Source organism: Alkalinema sp. FACHB-956, from assembly GCF_014697025.1.
Lineage (GTDB): Bacteria > Cyanobacteriota > Cyanobacteriia > Leptolyngbyales > Leptolyngbyaceae > Alkalinema.
The window spans coordinates 100,686-124,656 of record NZ_JACJRC010000011.1 but is presented as its reverse complement, the minus strand read 5'-3'; the positions used below and the strand labels follow the sequence as shown (position 1 = coordinate 124,656).

At 50.2% G+C, this 23,971-nt stretch carries 15 protein-coding genes, 1 pseudogene and 1 CRISPR repeat array (1 of these 17 running past the window's edge); of the genes and pseudogenes, 8 read left to right on the top strand and 8 right to left on the bottom strand.

The window, feature by feature from the left end; translation table 11 throughout:
• Positions 1–2,608: direct repeats of the CRISPR family, unit length 36 nt; unit sequence CTCCCCACTCGCTGGGGAACCCAATTGAATGGAAAC; it reaches 690 nt to the left of the window's first position.
• 600 nt (positions 2,609–3,208) lie between these two features.
• Both H6G21_RS13860 and H6G21_RS25690 read left to right on the top strand, forming a co-directional pair.
• Positions 3,209–3,421, top strand: a complete 213-nt coding sequence (locus H6G21_RS13860) for a hypothetical protein (protein WP_190574009.1) — start codon at positions 3,209–3,211, stop codon at positions 3,419–3,421.
• 48 nt (positions 3,422–3,469) lie between these two features.
• A pseudogene (locus H6G21_RS25690) lies at positions 3,470–3,613 on the top strand (IS701 family transposase); the annotation flags it as partial.
• 267 nt (positions 3,614–3,880) lie between these two features.
• On the opposite strand, the gene H6G21_RS13855 reads toward H6G21_RS25690, so the two are convergent.
• The 7 genes from H6G21_RS13855 to H6G21_RS13825 form a co-directional block, all read right to left on the bottom strand.
• Positions 3,881–6,154, bottom strand: a complete 2,274-nt coding sequence (locus H6G21_RS13855) for a hypothetical protein (RefSeq protein WP_190574008.1) — start codon at positions 6,152–6,154, stop codon at positions 3,881–3,883.
• Between the two features lie 447 nt (positions 6,155–6,601).
• On the bottom strand, positions 6,602–7,894 hold the full coding sequence (locus H6G21_RS13850) for a response regulator (RefSeq protein ID WP_190574007.1): 1,293 nt from the start codon (positions 7,892–7,894) through the stop codon (positions 6,602–6,604).
• Between the two features lie 68 nt (positions 7,895–7,962).
• Positions 7,963–10,188, bottom strand: coding sequence for an ATP-binding protein (locus tag H6G21_RS13845; RefSeq protein ID WP_190574006.1), 2,226 nt, complete (start codon positions 10,186–10,188; stop codon positions 7,963–7,965).
• On the bottom strand, positions 10,185–11,090 hold the full coding sequence (locus H6G21_RS13840; RefSeq protein WP_199307207.1) for a phosphate/phosphite/phosphonate ABC transporter substrate-binding protein: 906 nt from the start codon (positions 11,088–11,090) through the stop codon (positions 10,185–10,187). Before H6G21_RS13840 ends, H6G21_RS13845 begins: the two co-directional genes overlap by 4 nt.
• A gap of 342 nt (positions 11,091–11,432) precedes the next feature.
• Positions 11,433–12,992, bottom strand: a complete 1,560-nt coding sequence (locus H6G21_RS13835) for a GMC family oxidoreductase (RefSeq protein ID WP_190574004.1) — start codon at positions 12,990–12,992, stop codon at positions 11,433–11,435.
• A 208-nt stretch (positions 12,993–13,200) separates the two neighbouring features.
• On the bottom strand, positions 13,201–14,070 hold the full coding sequence (locus tag H6G21_RS13830; protein ID WP_190574003.1) for an SDR family oxidoreductase: 870 nt from the start codon (positions 14,068–14,070) through the stop codon (positions 13,201–13,203).
• Positions 14,071–14,565: 495 nt separating this feature from the next.
• Positions 14,566–16,443, bottom strand: a complete 1,878-nt coding sequence (locus H6G21_RS13825) for an ABC transporter ATP-binding protein (protein ID WP_190574002.1) — start codon at positions 16,441–16,443, stop codon at positions 14,566–14,568.
• A gap of 648 nt (positions 16,444–17,091) precedes the next feature.
• On the opposite strand from H6G21_RS13825, the gene H6G21_RS13820 reads away from it, so the two are divergent.
• The 6 genes from H6G21_RS13820 to H6G21_RS13795 all read left to right on the top strand — a co-directional run bounded on the left by H6G21_RS13820 (position 17,092) and on the right by H6G21_RS13795 (position 23,604).
• Positions 17,092–17,385, top strand: coding sequence for an HU family DNA-binding protein (locus tag H6G21_RS13820; protein WP_190574001.1), 294 nt, complete (start codon positions 17,092–17,094; stop codon positions 17,383–17,385).
• A 170-nt stretch (positions 17,386–17,555) separates the two neighbouring features.
• On the top strand, positions 17,556–18,530 hold the full coding sequence (locus H6G21_RS13815; protein ID WP_190574000.1) for a sigma-70 family RNA polymerase sigma factor: 975 nt from the start codon (positions 17,556–17,558) through the stop codon (positions 18,528–18,530).
• Between the two features lie 226 nt (positions 18,531–18,756).
• Positions 18,757–19,218 (top strand): heavy metal-responsive transcriptional regulator, encoded by a 462-nt coding sequence (locus H6G21_RS13810; RefSeq protein WP_199307206.1) that lies wholly within the window; start codon positions 18,757–18,759, stop codon positions 19,216–19,218.
• Positions 19,219–19,229: 11 nt separating this feature from the next.
• The gene (locus tag H6G21_RS13805; RefSeq protein ID WP_190573999.1) at positions 19,230–21,485 is read left to right on the top strand and encodes a heavy metal translocating P-type ATPase; all 2,256 of its coding nucleotides are present in this window, start codon (positions 19,230–19,232) and stop codon (positions 21,483–21,485) included.
• Between the two features lie 15 nt (positions 21,486–21,500).
• Positions 21,501–21,767: a hypothetical protein gene (locus tag H6G21_RS13800; RefSeq protein ID WP_190573998.1), complete on the top strand. Its 267-nt coding sequence runs from the start codon at positions 21,501–21,503 to the stop codon at positions 21,765–21,767.
• A gap of 34 nt (positions 21,768–21,801) precedes the next feature.
• Positions 21,802–23,604: a multicopper oxidase domain-containing protein gene (locus H6G21_RS13795; RefSeq protein WP_242041819.1), complete on the top strand. Its 1,803-nt coding sequence runs from the start codon at positions 21,802–21,804 to the stop codon at positions 23,602–23,604.
• A 145-nt stretch (positions 23,605–23,749) separates the two neighbouring features.
• Here the strand turns inward: H6G21_RS13795 and nifT are convergent, their stop codons facing one another.
• The gene (gene nifT, locus H6G21_RS13790; RefSeq protein ID WP_190573996.1) at positions 23,750–23,953 is read right to left on the bottom strand and encodes a putative nitrogen fixation protein NifT; all 204 of its coding nucleotides are present in this window, start codon (positions 23,951–23,953) and stop codon (positions 23,750–23,752) included.
• Between the last annotated feature and the right edge of the window lie 18 nt (positions 23,954–23,971).

The following is a 23,971-nucleotide window of genomic DNA, read 5'->3' as shown; positions in this document are numbered from 1 at the left end:
AATTGAATGGAAACTCCCTGTAAATCTCTAAAGGAGAGTTATGATCCCCGTTATGCTCCCCACTCGCTGGGGAACCCAATTGAATGGAAACATGCTGTGTCAATCGACGGCAAAAGATCTAAGATATGCCCTCCCCACTCGCTGGGGAACCCAATTGAATGGAAACTTTGTAGGATTTAATTCAGTTGGCATATTTTATATCCTCTCCCCACTCGCTGGGGAACCCAATTGAATGGAAACAAATGCTTATCAGCACTACTCAATGCTTGAGCACTGGCAGTCTCCCCACTCGCTGGGGAACCCAATTGAATGGAAACAAAACACGCGGTCTTAGACTGCCAGCTAAGCTGACAAACTCCTCACTCGCTGGGGAACCCAATTGAATGGAAACCAGCTATGGGAAAAACTAACCCTTAGTTTTTCCCTCCCCACTCGCTGGGGAACCCAATTGAATGGAAACTTGTACTGTCCAGCGAACTGGCTTATCAGTGCCTTGATTGATGCCTCCCCACTCGCTGGGGAACCCAATTGAATGGAAACGAAAACCCTTCCTCCAATTCAGGGGATTTATACGCCTCCCCACTCGCTGGGGAACCCAATTGAATGGAAACGTAGCAGTCAATCCTTTTTCGTTCTCTGTTCCGTTCTCCCCACTCGCTGGGGAACCCAATTGAATGGAAACATCGACATCAACGCCCTCAAATCTTTAAGCCTCATCTCCCCACTCGCTGGGGAACCCAATTGAATGGAAACTTGAATGCCTCAAGAACTCTCAAGGCATTGTTAGAAATTAGTTTACTCCCCACTCGCTGGGGAACCCAATTGAATGGAAACAGGTCGGTACAGTTTAGTAAGTCTAGAGATACCGAACGCTCCCCACTCGCTGGGGAACCCAATTGAATGGAAACTAGGTTCGCGGCTCTTGCGAACCAGTCTCGATCTCCCCACTCGCTGGGGAACCCAATTGAATGGAAACTCGATCGCTTGCTCAATCTCTTTCTCAACCGTTTTACCCTTTTCAATCAGCTCCCCACTCGCTGGGGAACCCAATTGAATGGAAACCCGCAGGCATATTAATCATCTTGCCCGTGAAGTCTGTTACCTCCCCACTCGCTGGGGAACCCAATTGAATGGAAACCTTGGAAACGGTGATGATGCCTGTGATTGTCTTCATGCTCCCCACTCGCTGGGGAACCCAATTGAATGGAAACCACGCAGGACAAGGTTTCTTGATGGTCTTGGGTGTCGATCTCCCATCTCCCCACTCGCTGGGGAACCCAATTGAATGGAAACTTGCAAAAACGGCTTTTTCGCCTTGTGGATGAGCGCAGCACATTTGATAACTCCCCACTCGCTGGGGAACCCAATTGAATGGAAACTAATAACAAGAGGTTCAGACATTGTGTACTCCATTCTCCCCACTCGCTGGGGAACCCAATTGAATGGAAACTACGCAAAGCATCTTCAGTAAATCTATCATAAGGATTACCTACTCCCCACTCGCTGGGGAACCCAATTGAATGGAAACGCCACAAATTGCCCAGCTTTATTACCTGAGGTGTATCTGTAGCTCCCCACTCGCTGGGGAACCCAATTGAATGGAAACTGGTGTAACTCCCACGGTTCGCAGACTACGGCCATTGCATTGTCTCCCCACTCGCTGGGGAACCCAATTGAATGGAAACTTACGATCCATCGCAAACTGTATGAGGAATCGTAAATAATACTCCCCACTCGCTGGGGAACCTAATTGAATGGAAACTCACCTGCTTTAATGAATGTAGCTCGATAGTTCACCCCATTCTTCTCCCCACTCGCTGGGGAACCCAATTGAATGGAAACAAAGCGTTGCTCAATTATCCTGAGTGTCTTTATTTACTCCCCACTCGCTGGGGAACCCAATTGAATGGAAACTTTTTTTGGCTTGTGGAGTGGTAGGCATAGAGCAGCTTAGCCTCTCTCCCCACTCGCTGGGGAACCCAATTGAATGGAAACAAACGAATCTCGCGTAAGTCCACAGCTTTCATGTCGTCAACCCGAATGTACTCCCCACTCGCTGGGGAACCCAATTGAATGGAAACTTATCGTACTTCACCTCAGGCACCTTGAAGCCTAGCTCAGCTCCCCACTCGCTGGGGAACCCAATTGAATGGAAACGTGAACGCTCTAGCGATCAATGTGGCACGGTCTTTTTCTCCCCACTCGCTGGGGAACCCAATTGAATGGAAACTTGACTGATGGATAAGCGATCGGGCATGCATTAAAATCGTATGCTCCCCACTCGCTGGGGAACCCAATTGAATGGAAACTAATAGGCGGTTTGAATGTCAGACTCTACAAACCATTTTCTCCCCACTCGCTGGGGAACCCAATTGAATGGAAACACGGGCCGAATGTTGTAGGAAAAGTTGATGACGTGGAGTCTCCCCACTCGCTGGGGAACCCAATTGAATGGAAACCTCTGGGGGATGCTTCCCCGCGCAAGTCTGGCAGCAGTCTCCCCACTCGCTGGGGAACCCAATTGAATGGAAACTGAGTGTAGCGTTTCTTGGAATATTTGATTCTATCCCCACTCCCCACTCGCTGGGGAACCCAATGGAAACAGTAGCCTTAATCAGGGGGAACCTTGAGAGAATGGTTGATTTTTGAACCAATATCATCCATTTTCTCTATCTTTCCGGTTCCCCCTATTATTTCTAGCATCAACGGCGCGTAGCATCGAGGCTAGGGCAGATCGAACCTAGAACGTAGACAAATCCATTCAATCTTGCTATCCCAACCCTATTAGCGATCGCGATCCATTCGTTATAAACTGGATCATCAAGCTTAGGGTTCGATCGAGTATTGTTGGATTTTCTTAGAGCCGTTGGAGAGAAGTCAGGCAGGGGCAGAAAATATTGCTGAATATTACAGGATCGTAACTTTTTGAAACATAGTTGACTTTTCCCCTGGTTTATCCGTAGGCTTATGTTCCAAGGCCAATTACAACCGTGTCATTCATCGATTGATTTGGCTGGACCCCAGAAATTAAAGCGCTACCCAGCGTTGCTGGACACAACAAAGGGTAGCTAAACCCCCAAGCTGTTACAGGCAGCTGGGCGGTCTGACACGGATTGTAACATTCGATCGGGCCACCCTATTTGTCCTGCGCAAAAGGGTGGCTTTAATTTTTGGGATTTCTTCCCGCTACAGACTTAGGAGAAGTCCCATGGTAATTAACTTTGCAGAACTCGATCGGGTGATCGACGACGATCGTAAACCCATGCATGTGTACCTAGTGGGCACACAGCAAGACGTGCAGTCCACGATCAATCAGTTGTACGTCCTGCGGTTCAGCGATCGGGTGCGCTGGAGCCCTCCCGTTCCGGTACCGGGTTCGAGTTGGCGCTATGTCAGCGTCATGGAACGCGATCGGGCTTAGGGGGGCTGCGCTTTGCAGTTCGTGTAGGTTCCCCTAAATCGTGCAGATCTCAAAGCGATTCGTGCCTTTTTACGCCTGGAACTGCATTGGTTCGCCACAGGGAGAAGCTGGTACGACGCCAAGCTGGCAATCGTGCGGGATGCGATTCGAGCTTATTTGGCGGCTCCTCGTTTCCTGTTTCCAACTGCGTAATACCAAATTGATTTATCAATGCTATAGATCCGATCCCCCCTAGCCCCCCTTAAAAAGGGGGGAATTTAGTCAAATTCTTTCAAAGTCCCCCTTTTTAAGGGGGATTTAGGGGGATCGTCATGGGTTGCAATCACAGGTTGATTTGGTATAACTCCTGTCATAGTCGAGTGATTTGATACGTTCTTGACTATTAAGCGGCCTAACTGCTCGGTTGGGACGCTTTTCTTATCCTGTTAGTCTAAACTCCAGTAGTCTAAACTCCAGCTCCTACATATCGAGGCAATTGAGCCGAATAGTCCACTGCCTTGCCATCTCTGTATCACTCATCAAATCAATGATCTGTCGCGCTTTCTCTACATTGCCAAAGCGCAGATAGATGTCAATCCATTGTTGTGCTCGCACATTATCGAGTGGCTTGGTTGTGGGGGCTTGCTGATAAAGTCTCAGGGCCTTATCTAGGACACTGAACAGAGTGGATGAATCAGTACCCTTGGCTAAGGAGTAACTCCGCTGGAACCAGAGGTCTGCCTGTGCTTGGGCCGATAGTTCCGCTTGGGCTTCCCAATCCGCAGCAAGTTCTGGTTGGCCTGTGACAATAGCCGCTGCAACAATGCGTTGGGCAATGCTGGGCTGGTTGGCAATGCCTAACGCTTGTGCCTGGGTGCCAAAGCGGGAAATCTCTGCTGCCAAATCAGGTGCCGAGGTATTGAGAAAAAATTGTTTAGCCATTTCTTGAGCCCGCAACGCTGGATCTGTGATTTGTTGAAGATAAGTGACCTGCAATGCGGACAGACGATCGGCGCTTTTAGCCTGATCATAGAAGCGCAGGAACTGCTCTACATTTCCGATCCAGGCTAAAGGCGACTGGTTATAGGCTAGCTGCACCTTGGATCCTGGGGTCAAAAGCTGTTCTGCCATCATCGTGAGGTGCTCTGCTAGAACCTGGGTTAGAGATTGGGCCGCAGCGGATTGACCTTGCTGCTGTAAGACCTGAATTGCTACGAAGACAGTCTCTACTGGCTGCTGCGAGGCAATCGAGAAATCGATGACTTCCACAAATGGAGGGTCCCGTCTAATGGAACGAGAGCCAAATTCATTTGGGGCCGAAAAGGTAATGACTTGTGCGTCTTCCGTCTTTAATTTTCTGTTTGCCTGCTCACCCAGGGCGATGAGCTGCTGCGGTTTTCCTGCCTCGGCAGCGGCAACTGCAACCCATAGCCGCCACATTTCTTGTACATCAAACGTGCCCGCTTCATTTCTAACGTTCAAGGGACTCGGTATCAGTTGTTGGGCTTGGTCAAACTGTTGGGCTTGTACAGCCATCGCGATCAAAAACTCGGCAGCTTCTGACTGAATCTGGAGCTGCTGAATTAACTGGTTTAGCTCCAGTTGATAGCCCTCAGACTGGCTCAATCGATAGAGGCTATGCCCCCACTGATTTTGGCCTAGGCCGTTAAACCCATAGGGATTGTTAAACTTCTGCTGTTGGCCCTCGCGTCCAGCGGCGATGAGCTGGGCAAGCGCTGGAGCGGCTTCCTTGGGACGCTTTTGTTGGCGGGCTTCTCCGGCGATCGCCAACCAAGTTTGTGCCCGCTGGAGCGCCGTTAAATTCGGCAATTGCATCATGGCTTGAGTCGCCGTGGTCACACCGCCTGCTTGGACAAACTGGATAATACCTTGGGTTGAAATCGCACCTAATTCAGAACTGGCTGGACGAGAATTCTGACGAAGTAACGCAACGGTCTGATTGAACAGAGCCAGAGCGGGTTTAACCTGCTTGGCCCGTAAATAGGCTGTTGCCACCCGAAACTGTTCCTGGATTCGCTGGGGCAAGGCTGGAATGGCCCGAGCAATGGCTTCTGCTTGGGGGATCTGTTGGCGCTGCACAAACAGCTCAAGGATCTGGCTCAGACGCTGATCTTGCTCGGGGGTGGTGGTGCGAGATGGCGTTTTGAGGATGGTGGAGATCGCCGCTAAACTGGCACTTTGCTGCTGCGGCTGCCCCAGGTCGGCCCAGGCTTGCCCCCAGCGCCATTGCACCTCAGCTTTGAGCAACGGTATGGCAATCCCCCCAAGGGTTTGACGGGCCTGCTGTAGAAGGGGGGCGCTACGGGATGGCTGATCTAACTGAGAATAGGCTTGGGCTGCCGCGATGAGCGCGCGGCTTTGGGCGTAGTTGTAGCCAGGGGGTAGCGCGCGGGCAAGAACGACAAACTGTTCAACTAGCGGTAGCACTTGGGCTTGCTGGGTCGATGGGGTGTTGTCAATCAGCTCTAGCAGCCGTGAGGGTGACTCTAAATTAGAGATTGGGGTGAGACGATCGATCGCGACTTGGCTCAGTCGTGGATCTCCTTGAGCTCGTTGTATGAGCTTAAGGATTTGGGCAACGTCCTCTGGGTTGGCAAAGCTGTCCATGACATACAGCCGCTGCCACTGACTAAAACTATAAGCATATCCCTCCTCTCGACAGGCCGCTGTCAGTGAGGTTCTGTTTGGGGGAGCAGGTTGGGCTACGGCAGGTCGCTGTTGGAACTCTTGCAAAATAGGTCCTAAAATCCAGATCCCTAAGGATAGAGAGACGTACAACAAAGGACTTGTTTTCTGGACTACAACCCTGTGGATTGAGAGGGGGATTTTCATGGAAGAGTTGGGCTGAAATTTTTGAGTAGGAGCTATGCAACAAAGTCTAATTTACTCCGATGTGTAGCCTGCTCGACAGGAACTCAGCGCTGAGCCAAGCAATTTGCCCTGGACTGAGAGAAGGGACAATCGGCATTGCTGAATAACACGAGTTGGCGCTATGTAAGTGTGATGGAACGCGATCGGGCTTAGGGGGGCTGCGCTTTGCAGTTCGTGTAGGTTCCCCTAAATCGTGCAGATCTCAAAATCCCCCTACCCTGCGGGAAGCAGAGCCACAAAAGGGGGACTTTGAGAGAAACGATATGGCAATCTATGCGGTGCTGGGAGTCCCAGAAGTATGGCGCTAATTTACACCTGCGTTACCGGGATTTGCACCACAAACTCAGTCCCTTGGCCTAATGTAGAATGACATTCAATTTTCCCTTGATGTTTCTCAGTGATGATCTGGTGACTAATAGAGAGCCCCAGCCCCGTCCCCTTCCCAACAGCTTTGGTAGTAAAAAACGGATCAAATAATTTGGACTGGATGGACTCAGGAATCCCGCTAGCATTATCTGCAATACTAATCACAACCCAACTCGGAGGGATGCTGTCTGAGGCATCTCTGGTGATTAAACTCGTCCGGATCGTAATCGTTGGCTCCTGGGAAGTCGAAGACTCAAAGGCATCGATCGCATTACTCAATAGGTTCATAAACACCTGATTGAGTTGACTCGGATAGCATTCAATCTCTGGCAAATCACCATAATCCCGGATGATTTGAATTGCTGGACAATTGGTTTGCGCTTTGAGTCGATATTGCAAAATCACAATAGTACTATCAATTCCATCATGGAGATTCACCGTCTTGCAAGGTGACTCATCCAAGCGTGAGAAATTCCGTAGAGAAACGACCAGGTCTAGAATGCGATCTGTCCCAATTGCCATGGAATCGAGCAGCTTAAATAGATCAGTACACAGAAACTCCAGATCGATATCTTGTGAGTATTGCTGCACTTCCGTAATGGGTACAGGGGGTTGCTGTTGACACAGCTCAACAAACGTTAGGAGTTCCTGGATATACTCCTTCGCGTGGGTGAGATTACCATGGATGAAATTGATCGGATTATTAATTTCATGGGCAATTCCAGCGACTAACTGCCCTAGCGCTGACATTTTTTCACTCTGGACGAGCTGGAGTTGGGTATTTTTAAGATTTTCCAGAGCAGCCTCTAGATCTGCTGTGCGCCGTTCTAAGGCACGGGTTGCATTACAGAGTTGTAAATGCACCTGGATACGGGCTAGCACTTCTTCGTGTTGGATGGGTTTGGTAATGTAATCAACAGCACCCAGCCTCAAACCTTTGACCTTATCCACCGAGTCGGATAAAGCAGTCATAAAAATGACCGGAATATCGCAGGTGTTCGGATCAGCTTTGAGCCGTTGGCAAGTCTCAAAACCGTCAATCCCCGGCATCATCACATCTAATAAAATTAGGCTAGGTTTAAGGGCTGCGATTCTTTGCAGAGCGATTTCTCCATTTTTGGCGATCGCCACTCGATAACCCTGTTCACTCAGGAGATCGAACAAGACTTGTAAATTGGTGGGGGTATCATCCACCACAAGAATGGTATTTTCCTGAGTTAAACTGTCAACAGCCATCGATAAACTCCTGCGCCTATAAACTGAGATTGCCGCAATTTCAATTCAAAAATTCCAAGCTTAAAGAACTACATCCAAGGTTCAAGCAATTTCATAATGCCTTCATCATCAAATTGTTGACTCAGTTCCAGGATGCGATTAGCGAGGGGTATATATTTAGGCGCTAATGTCTTGATCCGCTGCGCTTCCTGTTGCACGTCGCCCATAAATCCACTCTGAGCAGCAGTGTAGAGGGCGCTGAGTTCTTCTGGCGGTGGAAAAAGGAGGGCTGTGTGCTGCTCCTGAACCTCGTCCTGGGTGGCAGGATCAGCAGTTGGCAGAACTTCATAAGTCCACTGTAAGTTCAATAGGCGTTGGATCTCAGCCAGTAAGCTGTTGAATTCTAGAGGTTTTGGGAAAAAGCTGGTACATCCTGCCTCAATACTCGCTTGCATATCGACTTGAGACAGAGTCGCAGGCGAGGCAATGATGGGGGTACTGGTGAAGTCGGGCAGTTGGCGGAGGCGACGGGTCATCTCTAAACCATCCATCACCGCCATGTGAACATCGGTAATAATCAGATCGGGATGCATTTGCAGAACGAGATCTAATGCCGTTTGCCCATCGGCAGCTTCAATCATGTTAAAGCCCAATGGTTCTAACATATTGATAGCAACCAGACGATTTTCTTCGCGATCGTCAATCACCAGAATTTTGCGGCGATCGCCCTGGTAGCCAATCACCTTTTGTTGAGCGATTGCATCCCCCATCTGCCAGTCCGTAGCGAGGGGCAAATCCACTTCAAACCAGAAACAACTGCCTTTTTCCAGTTCACTTTCAACGTAAATGGTACTGTCCATTTTCTCAATGATTTGTTGACTAATAGCCAACCCTAGTCCAGTCCCTTCGGAGTTGCGCTCTCGTTTCCCAGCCTGCTCAAACGGCAGGAAGATGGTCGCCAATTTTTCGGGGGCAATGCCAATGCCAGAATCTTTGACTTGGAAGCGAACTCGTTGAGTTTGGCCTGTGGAAGCAGAATCCAAACCATCAGAGGTGTCTACCCGCTCAATGCGGAAACTGACAGTACCGAAGTCAGTAAATTTGATAGCGTTGCTGAGGAGATTCAACAGCACTTGGCGTAGTCGCTTATCATCTGCATGCACAGCAGTTGGAAGGTTTGCCCCCGGTTGATAGTGAAACTCCACACCTTTTTGTTCGGCTCGGACGCGACAGATATCCGCTGTAGAAGACAGAAAATTAGCAAAATGGAAATCCTGGGGATAAAGATCCATTTTTTGCGCTTCCAGCTTCGATAAATCCAGAATATCGTTGATCAGCATCAGCAGATGGGAGGCACATTGATAAACGACCCTTAAGCCCTTCATCTGTTTCTCAGTGGTAGCCGGGTCACGCTGGAGAATTTGGGCATAGCCGAGAATGCCGTTGAGGGGCGTTCTCAACTCGTGGTTCATATTGGCGAGAAACTGGCTCTTAGCTCGGTTAGCAGTTTCGGCAGCAGCTCGAGCAATTTCCACTTCCTCTAATTTTTGCTGTACGGTCGCCTGAGAGATCCCCAACTCTTCGGCCATTTGGTTAAAGGCTTGGGATAGCTGCTCAATTTCATCTTGGGTCTCGATTTCCATCCGATGGGATAAATTGCCCCGGCCAATTTCGTAAGCCCCTTCCTGAAGTTGCTGAAGCGATTGGATCATGGGCCGCAGAATTAGCCAAAAGATGCCTAAAACCATCAGTATCAGCAAAACAATCGAGGTATAGGAAAGCTGCATAGCGATCGCGTCTACCCGCTCGAGTTCCTGTTCGGCTTCCTGCGCCTGCTGTTGGGCCTGCTCAGTTAACTCATCTAAAAAAAAGTCAATATCTCGCTTAAAGCCATTGATGGCCCGAAAATCAGCTTTGATTTCGACTGGCGTTATAGCAGTCCCCTTGTTAATTCCCTCAATTACATTTTCTTCGAGTTCCTCAAAAATTTCCTGGCGAGCACGGATATACTGAATCTCCGGCGTCGATACCACTGATTCCAACAAATCGAGTGACTCTTCAATCCCTACGTCAAACTCATCTTCCTTTTCTTCATCTATATTGCGGAACAAAATATGATCCTTGAGTTCGATAATTTCTGCATACAGGCGATTTTGCACTAGGGTGGCTGCTTGAATTCGTCGCTTGGCTTGGGTATACCTTGCGTGAGTGCTTTCTTGGATATGATTACGCCAGAGGGTACTCCCCCCAGAAATCAGCGAGATAGCTCCCACCAATGCTGCCGAAAGACCTATAAACTTCGTCGATATTTTCATTGGCTGATCTCACTCGATAAGTTGAGTTGACGGCGTAATTCCCCAATGGAGTTGTAATCCTCGGGTTCTACCAAGGTATATCCGGCACTTTTAGCACCCATCAAGTCTTGAATTCCCACAGGTGTCGTCAAAAAAGCTTCCGTGAGTTTCTCCAACAACTCCGGTGGCATATCACGAGAAACCATGACCGGAGCATGGGGTACCGGGTCTGACTGCCAAATTACCCGAGCATTTTCAGCCTTACCCTCTTTCTTCCATTGATCATAGGTAGACAAATTAGTTGCAATGGCATCAACTTGGTTTGTTGCTAATAACGCCTCTGTTTCTGTATGGGTTCCACCAAACATAACTTGAGCAAAATTCCGGTCTGGATCGATTCCCTCTTGTTTGAGTGCTGCGACAGGAATCAGATAACCCGATGTGGAGGAGCGGTTGACAAAAGCCACACGCTTACCCTTCAAGTCCTTCAAGGTTTTGATCGGGCTATTGACTGCCACAATAAAGCAGGAACGATACCAGGGACGAACCGTATCTGCATCAATGGGTGCTACCAGGGGGATAACGTTTGCGCCCCGTTCCAACGCTTCAAAGTAGGAGACAACTCCACCATAGAAAGCATTCGCTCGTCCATCCACCAACATATCCACTCCGTCTCGATAGTCCTTGGCAATGATAAAATCAACCTGCTGCCCTAATACCTTCTCTAGGTGGGCATCTAGCGGCTTAATCATTGCTTCTTGATCTGCTTTGTTGTAGGTCGGCTGAACACCAATACGCAGGGCAACTGGTGATGGCGAAGGTTTGGGAGCCTGAGTGGCAGACGGCTGAAGGGTACAACTGCTTAACCCAAGTGTGATAAGCAGGGAAAACAGACCAAGCGCGTATGAGCGAAGAAACTTCATGGGTAGCCCTGCCATGTACATCCATATTTTCTAGAGTACCCATGACTAAGTAAGCCCTAACAAAATTTTAAGCAGGGCGAGAATATTATAGATTGTTCTCAATCATTCCCTGGTTAATTCATCAATGAGTGCACTTGTCTGTAATGAGTGCACTTGTCTGTCCTGACTCCCTGGGGAACCCCATTGAATGAATACATGCTGGGCGATCGCGGGTCTTCTCCAGTAGCGCAACGATCGAGAGCACGATACCCCTCCAGAAACGACTACATCCGATCCCCGTATCCGATCTATCCGATCGAAGTATTCCCAATTTTCACCGATCGTCCCTCCCCAGAACTGGCCTTACCTCCCCGACAACACCTCCCCCACTTCCCCCGCAGCCCCCAACCGCTGCTTCAAATGCTCCGCCACCCGTAACGCATTCGCCATAATCGTCAGCGAAGGATTCACCGCTGCACTCGACGGGAAAAAACTCGCATCCACCACATACAAATTATCCACCCCATGGCTGCGACAATCCCGATTCAGCACACTGCTCTCCGGATCATCCCCAAACCGACAAGTCCCCACCTGGTGATTCAAAATCTTAAACGGTACCGTCACATCCAAAACTAACGGAAAACCAATTTCCCGTAAAATCGCCTTAAACTTTCTCTTCAACTGCCTGTGGGCCTTGAGATTATTCGGCTGATACCGCACCTGGATCTTTCCCTGTCGATCGACCCAGATCCGATTATCCCCATCCGGCAAATCCTCACTTTGCGCCCACCAATCGATCGAATGTTTCGCCATCCATTGCAATACACCCTGCGGCACAACCTGCGGCAAATCCGGACGCATCATCTCCCAACTGTGCTTCCCCATCAAATGCACATGCCCCAACGGATAGGGAATCTCCGCCGTCCCCCGATAAAAATCATTAATCCCCAACGTCTTCTGAAACACCGTCGGATTTTCCGCAACCCCGATCGCATACAACTTACTCAAATTGTGACGCATAAAATTACGCCCCACCCACCCCGATCGATTGCCTAAGCCATTGGGATGGGCATCACTCGCCGACTGCAACAACAACGCTGCCGAATTCACCGCCCCACAGGATACCACCACAATATCCCCCGAGAACCGTTCCCGCACCATCTCCCCCGCAGCCTCCCGCAACACCTCCACCCCCGTCACCTGCGTCCCCGCCGCATTCGTCCGCAACCGCTCCACCTTCGCCCCTTCCAGCAGCGTCACATTGTCATAGCGCAGTGCAGGCTCCACACAGCAAATCTGCGCATCCGCCTTCTGATTAATCTGGCAGGGATAGCCATCACAGGTGCCGCACAGGATGCAAGTCCTAGCCGCTTCCGGTTGATAATCGATCGCCATCGGCAACGGAAACGGCTGCAACCCCTGCTCGCGCAACTGCTGGGCTACTTGGGCAATGCGATCGGCATGGGGCAGCGCTGGAGCTGGATAGTCCGCTGTCGTTGGCGGTTCCGTCGGATCAATCCCCCGCTGGCCATGCACCCGATATAACCGTTCCGCCTGCGTGTAATAGGGTTCCAACTCCTCATAGTCGAGACACCAAGCCGGAGAAACCCCATCCGGATGCAGCACCATCCCAAAATCCTCCGGACGCATCCGCAACAGCGCCCCACCATAGACCTTCGTATTACCGCCTACCCGATGGTACAGTGCCGGTTCCACCGTTTCCCGTGGCATTTTCGTCCACGATTCCACAGTTTGATATTTCCCATCAATATAAATTTCCTTGGGATTCCAATTACTGGCCTCATTAGGAATCCGAGACCCCCGATCGAGCAACAAAATCCGTTTCCCCGTCGGTGCCAGGGCATAGGCCAGGGTTCCACCACCCGCACCCGTTCCAATAATAATAATATCGTAGTGATTCATAACCGCGTCAGTGCTGGTGCTTCCGTTAGCAATAAAATTTCCGTTGTTAAGGGAAGCGTTATATTGAATGAATTCGTGATTGCTAAATGGGTGGATCCCCCTAAATCCCCTTTAAAAAGGGGGACTTTGAAGATATTTTTCCGGTTCCCCCCTTATTAAGGGGGGTGAGGGGGGATCGGCTCGGTAAGGCGGCCTAGGGGGGATCGAATTAACTAGACAACTGACCGCCCGTCACATCCAGTAACGCACCCGTCACAAAACTGCTATCACGACAAGCCAAGAAAACATAAGCCGGTGCTAACTCCTCTGGTTGTCCAGCCCGCTTCAGTGAATTATCCGCATCGAAATTCTCCACCATATCCGCAGGCATCGTAGCCGGAATATTGGGCGTCCACACCGGGCCAGGAACCACCGCATTCACCCGAATCTTTTGGGGCGCTAGATTCTGCGCCAGAGCCTTAGTAAACGCATGAACCGCCCCCTTACTGGTTGCGTAATCAATCAGAAACTCTTTCCCCGTCTTACCCAGAATGCTACCAGTATTGATAATCACATCACCCTCGTTCAAATGGGGAACCACGGCCTTCGCCATGTAGAAATAACCAAAGATATTCGTCTCCATCGTGCGATGGAATTGCTCAATACTCACATCCAGAAAATTTTCTTGATACATTTGATACGCTGCATTATTCACTAAAATATTCAGCTGATCAAATTCACTAATCGTCCGATCGATGGCTACCAAGCAAGCATTGGGATCCCGTACATCTAACTTCAATGGTAAACATTGCCGTCCGTGGGCTTCTACCATCTTCTGCGTATCCTGGGCATCACCTTCATTCACGTTATAGACGATCGCCACATTCGCCCCTTCCATGGCATAGGAGATCGCGACGGCTCGTCCAATCCCCGAGTCCCCGCCTGTAATAATCGCCACTTTCCCTTCCAATTTACCCGTAGGTTGGTAATTAGAAAGATCCGTATCTGGTTGGGGATCCATATCCCGCTGACTGGCTGGATAATCCAACTGGAGCGGCTTCATATCCTTGGGTTCGGGCCGAAATTCTTGAGTTTGCATGGCTTCAGTGAGAATAAAACAACAGTTCAGACAACTAAAGATGAGTCAAAAAATTAAAACTTATAATTAATTAATTACTCTTTGAGTAATACTGAATTGATTGATTATTGCGATACATTCGATCCCTAACCCCCCTATCTCCTCCGGAGAGGCTACGCCAAGAAAAAAGGGGGAACCAGAAAAAATATCTTCAAAGTTTTCTATGCAAAAGAGGACTTAGGAAAATATCCTCAAAGTCCCCCTCTTAATAAGGGGGATTTAGGGGGATCATCACCTTCGCAACTACAAATCAATCAAGTACCACAAACATTTAATTAAAAACGTGATTACGACTCATTCCCCTTCATTATTCAGGACACCTTGGTAAATACCATCTTCATTTCGACCCACCTCCCGTAGCACTTTTGGCATAAATCCCCACAAAAAAACTCGCCTGCGCGAGTTCAGAAAAATCAGGATAAAGCTCAGGATAAAGCCAAGGGTCAAGCTGATGCGTTACAAGTAACTACTCGCCTGCCGACTAAACATCGTGTAATACCGATCGCCCAAGGCCATCAACTCGTCGTGGGTACCCATTTCCACCACTTCCCCATGCTCCAGCACCACAATACGATCGGCCATCTTCGCCAAGGCTAAGCGGTGACTGACCACGATCGCCATCCGATCGCGGGCGATCGCCTTAAAAATGGAATAAATTTCATGCTCATTTTTGGGATCAAGGGCTGCCGTCGGTTCATCAAACACCAACAACTCCGCCTGGGATAAGCGCAACAACGATCGCGCGATCGCCAACCGCTGCCACTGGCCACCCGACAGATCAACCCCATGCTCCAATTCCCGCCCCAGCGGCGTCTCCAGCCCCTGCTCCAGCTCCTTCAAGACTTGGTCAATCCCCGCATTCTGTAACACCGCTTGGAGGGCCTGATCCTCCTGTAACTGAGGCAAAAAGCCCCAGCCCACATTCTCCCGCAACGTCGCCGGAAACCGGGCATAGTCCTGCATCACCACCGCAATCCGCGATCGCAACTCATGCAAATCCACCTGGCGAATATCCTGCCCATGCCAACGAATTTCACCCTCCGTCGGGTCATACAAACGGCAGAGCAGCTTCGCGAGCGTCGTCTTACCCGCGCCATTTTCCCCCACCAGCGCCACCATTTCCCCCGGCTTCACCGTCAGATTCACCCGCCGCAGAATCGACTTATCACTGCCGGAATAGGCAAAGGAGAGATTGCGCAGTTGAATGCCCCGATCGCTCGATCGCGCTTGCTCCACCGGAACCATCGGTTGATCGCCACTGTGCAAAGCGGGCTGCAAGTCAAATAACTGAAAAATGGGACTGGTGGCCAACGTCACATCGTAAATATTGCCAATATTGCTGATTAGAATATAGACACTGCGGCGCAGTTGCATCAGAATCCCCGTGTACAGCGCCAAATCCCCCAGGGTATAGCGCCCCTGCACCACCCCCAGCACAATATAGATATAGGGAATTGCCCCGGCCAAGCCCCCCACGATCGCCCACAGCATCACCGCGATCGCGCCTTCCTGCCGCACCTGCTGCATTCGAGTAAACAGGTCGTTAAACTGCCGCTGCCAGCGATCGAGCATTATCCCCTGCAAGGAAAATAACCGCAGTTCCTTGGCGTAGGCCCCGCCGCTCAGCATTTTGTTATAAATATTCATTTCCCGGTTGGCCCCGGCCTGGGTTTCTTCCACGCGCCAACTTTTTTTGTGGTGCTTTAGTTCCACAAAGGTCGAAGGTACCGAAGAGGCCAACAGCAGCAGCGGCACCCACCAAGCCACCGCAAACGACAGCGCCACCGAGGGCACAAAGGCAAAAATCCCCCGCAGCGTCCCCGCCACAATAAACGAGAGTTGTTGCAGTCGTTGAATGCCCTTCTGGGTCAGTTCCAGGACATTCAGCAGCGGAGGCGATTCGAAGAGGGCAATATCGTGGAAATTAGCAACTTTTTGCAGCACTTGGCTCTCCACGTAGCCCCGTACCCGATCGCGCAGGGCCGCATAGACCGAAGTCGCCACGGAATCCACGGAATCCACCACCAGGTTCAGCCCAATGCTACCCACGATCGCCCAGAGCAAGGTGGATTCGGCCAGCAGCAGTGTCATGGCGTCTTGTCCTACACCTTGTCCTACAAGCCGACTGGTTTCATCAATGACAATTTTCCCCAACCAAAAAGAAATTGATGGGCCAGTGCCCAGGAGCAGGTTCAATCCCGCCATACTGCGCAATTCCCTAGGGGCAGCTTGAAAGACGAGCCATAAACTTCGCCGCAGCGCTTCCATGGGCTGTAGGGGACGTAATTCGGGGGTCAGCGGCTTCTCGGACTGAGCGATCGGGGCAGTGATCATAGTGAATAGAGGAAAAATTAAGTAAACGAAAGCTGAATGAAGGGAAATAGGGGAATTTCACCCCAATTTGTTTGTAATTAGACTAATTTGCTTGCAATTGGACTAATTTGTTTGCAATGAGACCTATTTGTTTGCAATGAGACCCATTTGTTTGCGATCGAATCGCGATCTCATTAAGACGAGGGAACGCACACGGGGGAAGGCACACGAGGGAACGAAAGATCTACCAAAATCATCTGCTCGGATGATTGTCTTACCCATTGTAATGAAGATCTGTGATTTTGCACTTCAAAATGTAGTATATTGTATTTCAAAGAAAATCCTGGGGAAAATCTTCGACCCCGTAAATCTGCTGGAAAATAAGCTGAAATACCTATGAGGACAGTCTTTAGAGGCGTTTGGCTTCCATTGCTGGCTCTACCCCAGTGCAAAAAATCCCTGAAACGCTTGTAGGATAAGGCTTTTAGTAATCCTAAATAATTCTTTTCGGATCCGGGTCGATCGGGCCCAATGGCTGTCATCCGCTCCCCTCGCCCCTTCCATCCATTAAAAAAATCAATTTTTTAACTTAAAATTTGCGATCGTTGCCATAGTTGCGACTATAATCGCCTAGAAATCCACATACATCTAGCATTCGAGCGGATTCCTATGAATAAAGGTGAACTCATCGACGCAGTAGCAGAACAGGCTTCTGTAACCAAAAAAGAAGCAGACGCAGTCATCAGCGCCATGATCGAAACAGTCATGGATGCGGTTGCCAATGGTGACAAAGTAACTTTGGTTGGTTTTGGTACCTTCGAACCTCGCGAGCGCCAAGCCCGTGAAGGCCGGAACCCCCAAACCGGGAAGTCCATCACGATTCCTGCAACCACTGTGCCCGCGTTTTCTGCCGGCAAGGCGTTCAAGGAAAAGGTGGCTAGCGCCGCTGAGGACAAAAAATAAACCCTTCAGCAGCCAGCAAGGGGGAGTAATTGACTTCCCCTTCTTCACAAGTTCCTCAAGTTTTTCCCAGACACTAAATATCACAGCCTACAGAGAAATTCCCCGTCCCCACGGGGTTTGCTGGAACGTCTGTTGGTAGAGTCCCGTTTGCAGCATTGGGTAAGCGTGATATGACTAGTGATTTGGTGCGTGATTATCTTAAGGCGATCGGAAAAACCCCTCTGCTAACCTCAGCAGACGAACAAGTCCTTGCCTGTCAAATCCAAGAAATGTTAAGCCTTTCTGAGGTTCCTGCCCCAGAAAGAACGCCTCAACAAAAGCAACAGATACGGCAAGGAGAACTGGCACGGCAAAGGATGATTCAAGCCAATCTGCGGCTTGTGGTCAGTATTGCCAAACGCTATGTTAATCGTGGTGTCGATATTATGGATTTGATCCAAGAGGGCAGCTTGGGGCTGTCCCGCGCCACGGAAAAATTTGACCCCGATCGTGGCTATAAGTTTTCGACCTATGCCTATTGGTGGATTCGCCAAGCCATCACCCGCGCGATCGCCGAGCAATCCCGTGCCATTCGTCTGCCCATTCACGTCACTGAACGGCTCAATCAGTTCAAAAAAGTCCAGCGGCAACTGACCCAAACCCTCGGTCGCCAACCCCGCCGCAGTGAACTGGCTTTGGCCTTGGAAATGGATGTCGAGCAGTTAGAAGACTTACTGGCCCAAACCCGCAAAACCACCTCCCTCGATCGGCTGGTGGGCGATGACGAAACGCCCTTATCGGAAATGATTGCCGATTCCCATTTAGGCCCAGAAGACCAAGTGGAGCTGGAGTTAATCAGCCAGGAAGTTCATACGTTAATGAATTGTTTAACGACCCAAGAACGCTTTGCCATTAGTGCGAAGTATGGTCTAGAAACGGGGGATACCCGCAGTCGAAAAACGATCGGGCAAATGCTAGGGGGAGTGAGTGAACAACGGGTACGGCAAATCGAAAAATCAGGAATGCGAAAGCTGAGAAGTGCTGCAATCAAGCACCATCCCGTCCCCCAACCGGCCTCCCCCTCCCCCAATCGTTCTAACCTACGGCGATATTTTTCACCGAGCAGTTCGCGATCGATTTCCCTGCCCATTTCCCAAGCCAGTTAACTGACTGAAAAGCTATAATCTAGGCCCGATCGTTGGTTGAGATTCCTTCTGTGAATCCCACCTGACGATCGATTTTGTTGCTCTGGATTTTTGCTCTGGATTTTTGCTCTGAATCTTTGCTCTGCAATTTACTCTGCAATTTACTCTGAGATTGGGTCTGATTAGACTTGACTCTCTAGCTGACTGGAGTATTTATACTAAAGGCTCAGTGAAAGGAGCGATCGTGATGCGAAACCCCTCAATCACTCTGCTCAAAATTGGTGAAGTGGCGATCCAGAGCGGAGTTCCCGTCAAAACCATTCGTTATTACGAAGAACTGGGCTTACTACAAGCCGCAGACCGAACCGAGGGAAAATTTCGGTTGTTTCATCCAAATGTGATTGCGCGTTTGGCGTTTATCAAACGTTTGCAATCCTTGGGGTTGAGTCTCCAGGAGGTGCGTGAGTGCCTATCCATTTACGATCGTGGAGAATTACCCTGCCACGATATTAAAAGTAAGTTGGAACAGCATGTCGCGGATCTCGATCGCCGCATGACCGAATTGGCCAACCTGCGCCAGGAACTGGTTCAGATTTTGGCCGACTGGTCGATCGCTCCCCAGCCGGAACCCGGCATCATTTGTCCCAATCTAGATGCTTCACTGGATTCTTCCACCGCTTCCCCGGATTCAGACCCCTTTACTTCCTAGAGAAATACGCCATGGAAACCCTTCAGTTACGGTTGGGCGGCATGAGTTGTGCAGGGTGCGCCAACGCGATCGAACAGGCGATCAAACATGTGGCGGGCGTTGCGGATTGCGCTGTCAATTTTGGCATTGAGCAAGCCCAAGTCATTTATGATCCCCAGCAGACTACTCCCAATCAAATTCAGCAAACGGTTCAGGAAATCGGCTACCAAGCCACTCCCATCGTCTCTGCCGTGCAGGATCTGGATGTCGATCGCAGAACCCACCAAGCAGAACAGCGATCGCTCCAACGCAAGGTAACGATCAGTAGCATCCTAAGTGCATTACTGGTGATCGGCACCCTGCACCATGTTGGCATACAACTCCCCACCCTGTTATCAGGATTAGCCAATCCTTGGGTTCAGCTAGCCATCACCACCCCGATCGAATTTTGGGTGGGACTTGGCTTCCATCGCGGGGCTTGGGCGGCCTTTCGCCACCGCCGCGCCGATATGAATACGCTGATTTCCCTGGGAACTCTAATCGCCTACGGCTATTCCCTCTGGGTGACGATCGTGCCCGATTATTTCCAAGCCCAGGGACTCCCCGCCGAGGTTTACTACGAAGCCTCCGGTATGATTATCACCCTCACCTTGCTAGGTCGCTGGTTGGAGAATCGGGCCAAGGGTGAAACGTCGGAAGCCATTCGGCAGTTAATCGGATTACAAGCAAAAACAGCACGGGTCATTCGTAACCAACAGGAAATCGATATCCCGATCGACGCGGTGATGATGGATGAAATTGTCGTGGTACGCCCTGGCGAAAAAATTCCTGTAGATGGCATTGTGATTGCTGGAACTTCCACGATCGACGAATCAATGATTACGGGAGAAAGTTTACCCGTCAGCAAGCACATCGGTGATGAAGTCATTGGAGCTACGATTAACCAAACCGGAAGCTTTCAATTTCGTGCTACCCGTATTGGCGAGTCCACCACCCTGGCCCAAATTATTCAACTCGTCCAGCAAGCCCAAGGCTCCAAAGCCGCGATTCAAAAGCTGGCCGATCAGGTAACGGGCTGGTTTGTCCCCGGTGTGATTGCGATCGCGATTTTCACCTTCGTCCTCTGGTACAACTGGATGGGCAATGTGACCCTGGCGCTGTTAACCATGGTCAGTGTGTTAATTATTGCCTGTCCCTGTGCGCTAGGATTGGCGACCCCGACATCGGTGACTGTTGGGATTGGCCAAGGGGCAAAGCATGGCATTTTGATTAAAAATGCAGATAGCTTAGAACTGGCTCACAAAATTCAAACGATCGTGCTGGATAAAACCGGAACCATCACCCAAGGCAAACCAGAAGTGACGGACTTGATTACGCGATCGGAGTTACTGAAATCCGGTACCTTATTGCCCGCTGAAATTCTACCGTTGATCGGTGCACTGGAACGCCAATCCGAACATCCCCTCGCCGCCGCGATCGTTCACTATGCGGAACAAGTGGCTCAGATCACGACTTGGCCAACGGTGGAACAATTTGCAGCCATTCCGGGCTGTGGCGTTCAGGGAACCATTGCTGGAGCGTTGGTTCAAGTGGGAACCCAGCGCTGGCTAGAGAGTTTAGCCATGGATACCGCGATCGTTCAAACGCAGGTCGATCGCTGGGAAAGCCAAGGCAAAACCGTGAGCTTAATGGCCATCAATGGTGAAATCCAAGGTGCGATCGCCGTTGCCGATATCCTCAAGCCCACCTCCGCCGAAGCTGTTCACACCCTCCAGAAAATGGGTTTGGAAGTCGTCATGCTGACGGGGGATAACCACCGCACTGCCGACGCGATCGCCCAGTCGATCGGCATCCAGCGAGTCTTAGCCGAAGTGCGACCGGATCAAAAGGCTGCAATGATCCAGCACCTGCAAGCCGAAGGGAAACGAGTCGCCATGGTGGGAGATGGCATTAACGATGCTCCTGCCCTGGCTCAAGCGGACGTGGGCATTGCCATTGGTACCGGGACGGATATTGCCATTGCCACCGCTGAGATTATTCTGATTTCTGGTGATCTCCGTAGCATTCCTACTACTATTCGTCTCAGCAAAGCCACGATGAAAAATATTCGTCAAAACCTGCTATTTGCCTTTGGCTATAACGTGGCGGGTATTCCGATCGCCGCTGGTATTCTCTTTCCCCTCTTTGGTTGGTTGCTCAGCCCAATTATTGCAGGAGCAGCCATGGCTTTAAGTTCAATTTCCGTTGTAACCAACGCTCTTCGTCTTCGTCGTTTTCGTCTTTCCTAAGTAAGGAGCTAGACTATGCGTTTCTTTTCCCTAACATTTCGATTGCCTCGATCGTTCCGCTGGGTGCAAACCATTGGTTTAATGGGTCTGATTCTAGCGCTGACGATCGGATTTCCGAGCCTAGCAGGGGACAAGCATTCCCCCCCAGCAAATCCTGCGGCCCACCCTGAATTTCAAGCGATCGACCACCCCTTGAGTCATCGGGCCATTGTCACGATCGGAGGACTCACCCTCATGGGCATGGAACTCTGGTGGTTCTTAGGATCGCCCCGGCCTCGATAAATCAATTCACTGCTTGAAGAGGTTTCCTATGTTGATGACAAGACTCATTTCACGGCGTCGATTTATCCTAACAACGGGTGGATTTGCCCTAGGGGGTGGATTGCACCAACTGTTAACGAGTTGTACTCAAACGGTTTCTCGTTCTTCTCCTCCTTCTTCTACAAATCTGCTTTCTAGTATTCGTAGCCCTGATGTTGAGATTAATCTCAAAGCCGTTGTCGATCGCGTTAAAATTCTACCCGGAGAATCCACGCCAGTCTGGGCTTACCAAGCTAGCCTCGTAAAAGGCGATGCCACCAGTTTGCAAGTTCTGCCCAATAGTTACCTCGGCCCAATCATCCGAGTTCGCCAAGGCCAACGGGTGAGGATTCACTTTGAAAATGCGTTACCGGGAAATCAGCCCAGTATTATCCATTGGCATGGGTTAATTGTACCGGAGGCGATGGATGGTCATCCCCAGCAATCGATCGCTCCAGGGGGACACTATACCTACGAATTCGACGTGGTGAATCCAGCGGGTAGCAACTGGTTCCATGCCCATCCCCACCAGCTCACTGGCGAACAGGTCTACCGAGGCTTGGCGGGGCTGTTCCTAGTGACTGATGAGGAAGAATCCAAGCTCAACCTGCCCACTGGTGACTATGACCTCCCGATCGTTCTACAGGATCGCAGCTTCGATCGGCAAAATCAGTTGCTTTATCTGGGGTTCCAGAACCGGGCACAGCAGGGCAGGCCAGGAATGCCTGGAATGATGCCTGGGATGATGCCTGGAATGATGCCTGGAATGGGGCCAATGATGAATCGTGGAAGAAATCCCAATGCGGGTATGGGCGGCACGATGGGCCAAATGATGGGCCAAATGATGGGATTCTTGGGTGATAAAATTCTTGTCAATGGGTATTGGAATGAACCGCTGCGTGTCGCCACTCGAATTTATCGGTTGCGGGTTTTAAACGGCTCCAATGCCCGAATTTATAAACTTGCGTGGAGCCATGGTGAACCTCTGATCGCGATCGCCACCGATGGTCATCTACTGCCCAAACCGATTCAACGGCCCTACATCATGCTGGCTCCGGGGGAACGGGTAGATCTCTGGGCTGATTTTAGCAAGCTCAAAGTTGGAACAGAGGTCTTTCTCAATAGCTTAGAGTTTTCTGGTGCAGAAACTCTGGGAATGGGTGGCATGATGCCAGGAATGCAGGGCATGAATCGAAACGTCCCTGAAATGGGGACAGCAATGCCATTACTTAAAATAAAAGTTGATCGTCAGGAGAAGGAATCGCTAACGTTACCCAACGTTCTCACCCAAGCTGCCCGCTTAACATCTTCAGATGCCGTGAATGCAAACAATCCTCGGAGAGTCAAGATTAGCAATGTTGGAATGCAATGGTTATTGAACGATCGAACCTTTGAAATGGATGCAGTCACTGACGATGAGATCGTGAAACTGAATACGATCGAGCAGTGGAGTATCATCAACACTACTAACGCAAGTCCAAATCGTAACCCCAATCAACAGTTCAGAATGAATGCGATGGGCATGGCGCACAGTATGGCTCATCCAATTCATATCCATGGCGTCCAGTTTCAGGTCATCGATCGACAAGTCTTACCCAATGGGCAAACTAATGGGCAAACCAATGGGCAAACCGATTGGCAAACGGTCAAAGCGGGGTATATCGACGATGGTTGGAAAGATACGGTCATGGTTATGCCGGGAGAACAGGTGAACCTATTGATGAAGTTTACCCATTACAGCGGTCGATCGATGTATCACTGCCATAACTTAGAACACGAAGATGGCGGTATGATGCGGAATTATCAGATTACTGCCTAAATTTACAGACTCAGGTGGTATGAATGCTCCAGATGAGGAACCTATCCAAATGTGGCAACCAACAATTTCACCTTCATCCGCTTTAGGCCGAGGGCAGTTATTACCCTCATCCAAGTGGGTAAAATCATGCCCCAGGTGGGTAAAATTAAGCCAAGCGCTTGGCTTCTACGGTTTGCGGGAGTTGCAGCGGCTCCTCTAAATTCGCGATCGCGAGTTCCCAGCCATTCGCTAACGTCAGAATCCGACCCTCCGCATCCTGCACCTGGGAAACCACTTCCTCCTCCAAATCCTTCTTCGCCACATAGACCAATAACGTACCCGTCGAATTCTGACGCAACATCACTTTCATCGATTTACTCTCCGATCG

What these genes read in the sequence shown, in the direction of transcription:
- H6G21_RS13860 (WP_190574009.1), top strand. Translation starts at nt 3,209, where the DNA reads ATGGTAATTAACTTTGCAGAACTCGATCGGGTGATCGACGACGATCGT.
- H6G21_RS13850 (WP_190574007.1), bottom strand. Translation starts at nt 7,894, where the DNA reads ATGGCTGTTGACAGTTTAACTCAGGAAAATACCATTCTTGTGGTGGAT.
- H6G21_RS13845 (WP_190574006.1), bottom strand. Translation starts at nt 10,188, where the DNA reads ATGAAAATATCGACGAAGTTTATAGGTCTTTCGGCAGCATTGGTGGGA.
- H6G21_RS13840 (WP_199307207.1), bottom strand. Translation starts at nt 11,090, where the DNA reads ATGAAGTTTCTTCGCTCATACGCGCTTGGTCTGTTTTCCCTGCTTATC.
- H6G21_RS13835 (WP_190574004.1), bottom strand. Translation starts at nt 12,992, where the DNA reads ATGAATCACTACGATATTATTATTATTGGAACGGGTGCGGGTGGTGGA.
- H6G21_RS13830 (WP_190574003.1), bottom strand. Translation starts at nt 14,070, where the DNA reads ATGCAAACTCAAGAATTTCGGCCCGAACCCAAGGATATGAAGCCGCTC.
- H6G21_RS13825 (WP_190574002.1), bottom strand. Translation starts at nt 16,443, where the DNA reads ATGATCACTGCCCCGATCGCTCAGTCCGAGAAGCCGCTGACCCCCGAA.
- H6G21_RS13820 (WP_190574001.1), top strand. Translation starts at nt 17,092, where the DNA reads ATGAATAAAGGTGAACTCATCGACGCAGTAGCAGAACAGGCTTCTGTA.
- H6G21_RS13815 (WP_190574000.1), top strand. Translation starts at nt 17,556, where the DNA reads ATGACTAGTGATTTGGTGCGTGATTATCTTAAGGCGATCGGAAAAACC.
- H6G21_RS13810 (WP_199307206.1), top strand. Translation starts at nt 18,757, where the DNA reads ATGCGAAACCCCTCAATCACTCTGCTCAAAATTGGTGAAGTGGCGATC.
- H6G21_RS13805 (WP_190573999.1), top strand. Translation starts at nt 19,230, where the DNA reads ATGGAAACCCTTCAGTTACGGTTGGGCGGCATGAGTTGTGCAGGGTGC.
- H6G21_RS13800 (WP_190573998.1), top strand. Translation starts at nt 21,501, where the DNA reads ATGCGTTTCTTTTCCCTAACATTTCGATTGCCTCGATCGTTCCGCTGG.
- H6G21_RS13795 (WP_242041819.1), top strand. Translation starts at nt 21,802, where the DNA reads ATGACAAGACTCATTTCACGGCGTCGATTTATCCTAACAACGGGTGGA.
- nifT (WP_190573996.1), bottom strand. Translation starts at nt 23,953, where the DNA reads ATGAAAGTGATGTTGCGTCAGAATTCGACGGGTACGTTATTGGTCTAT.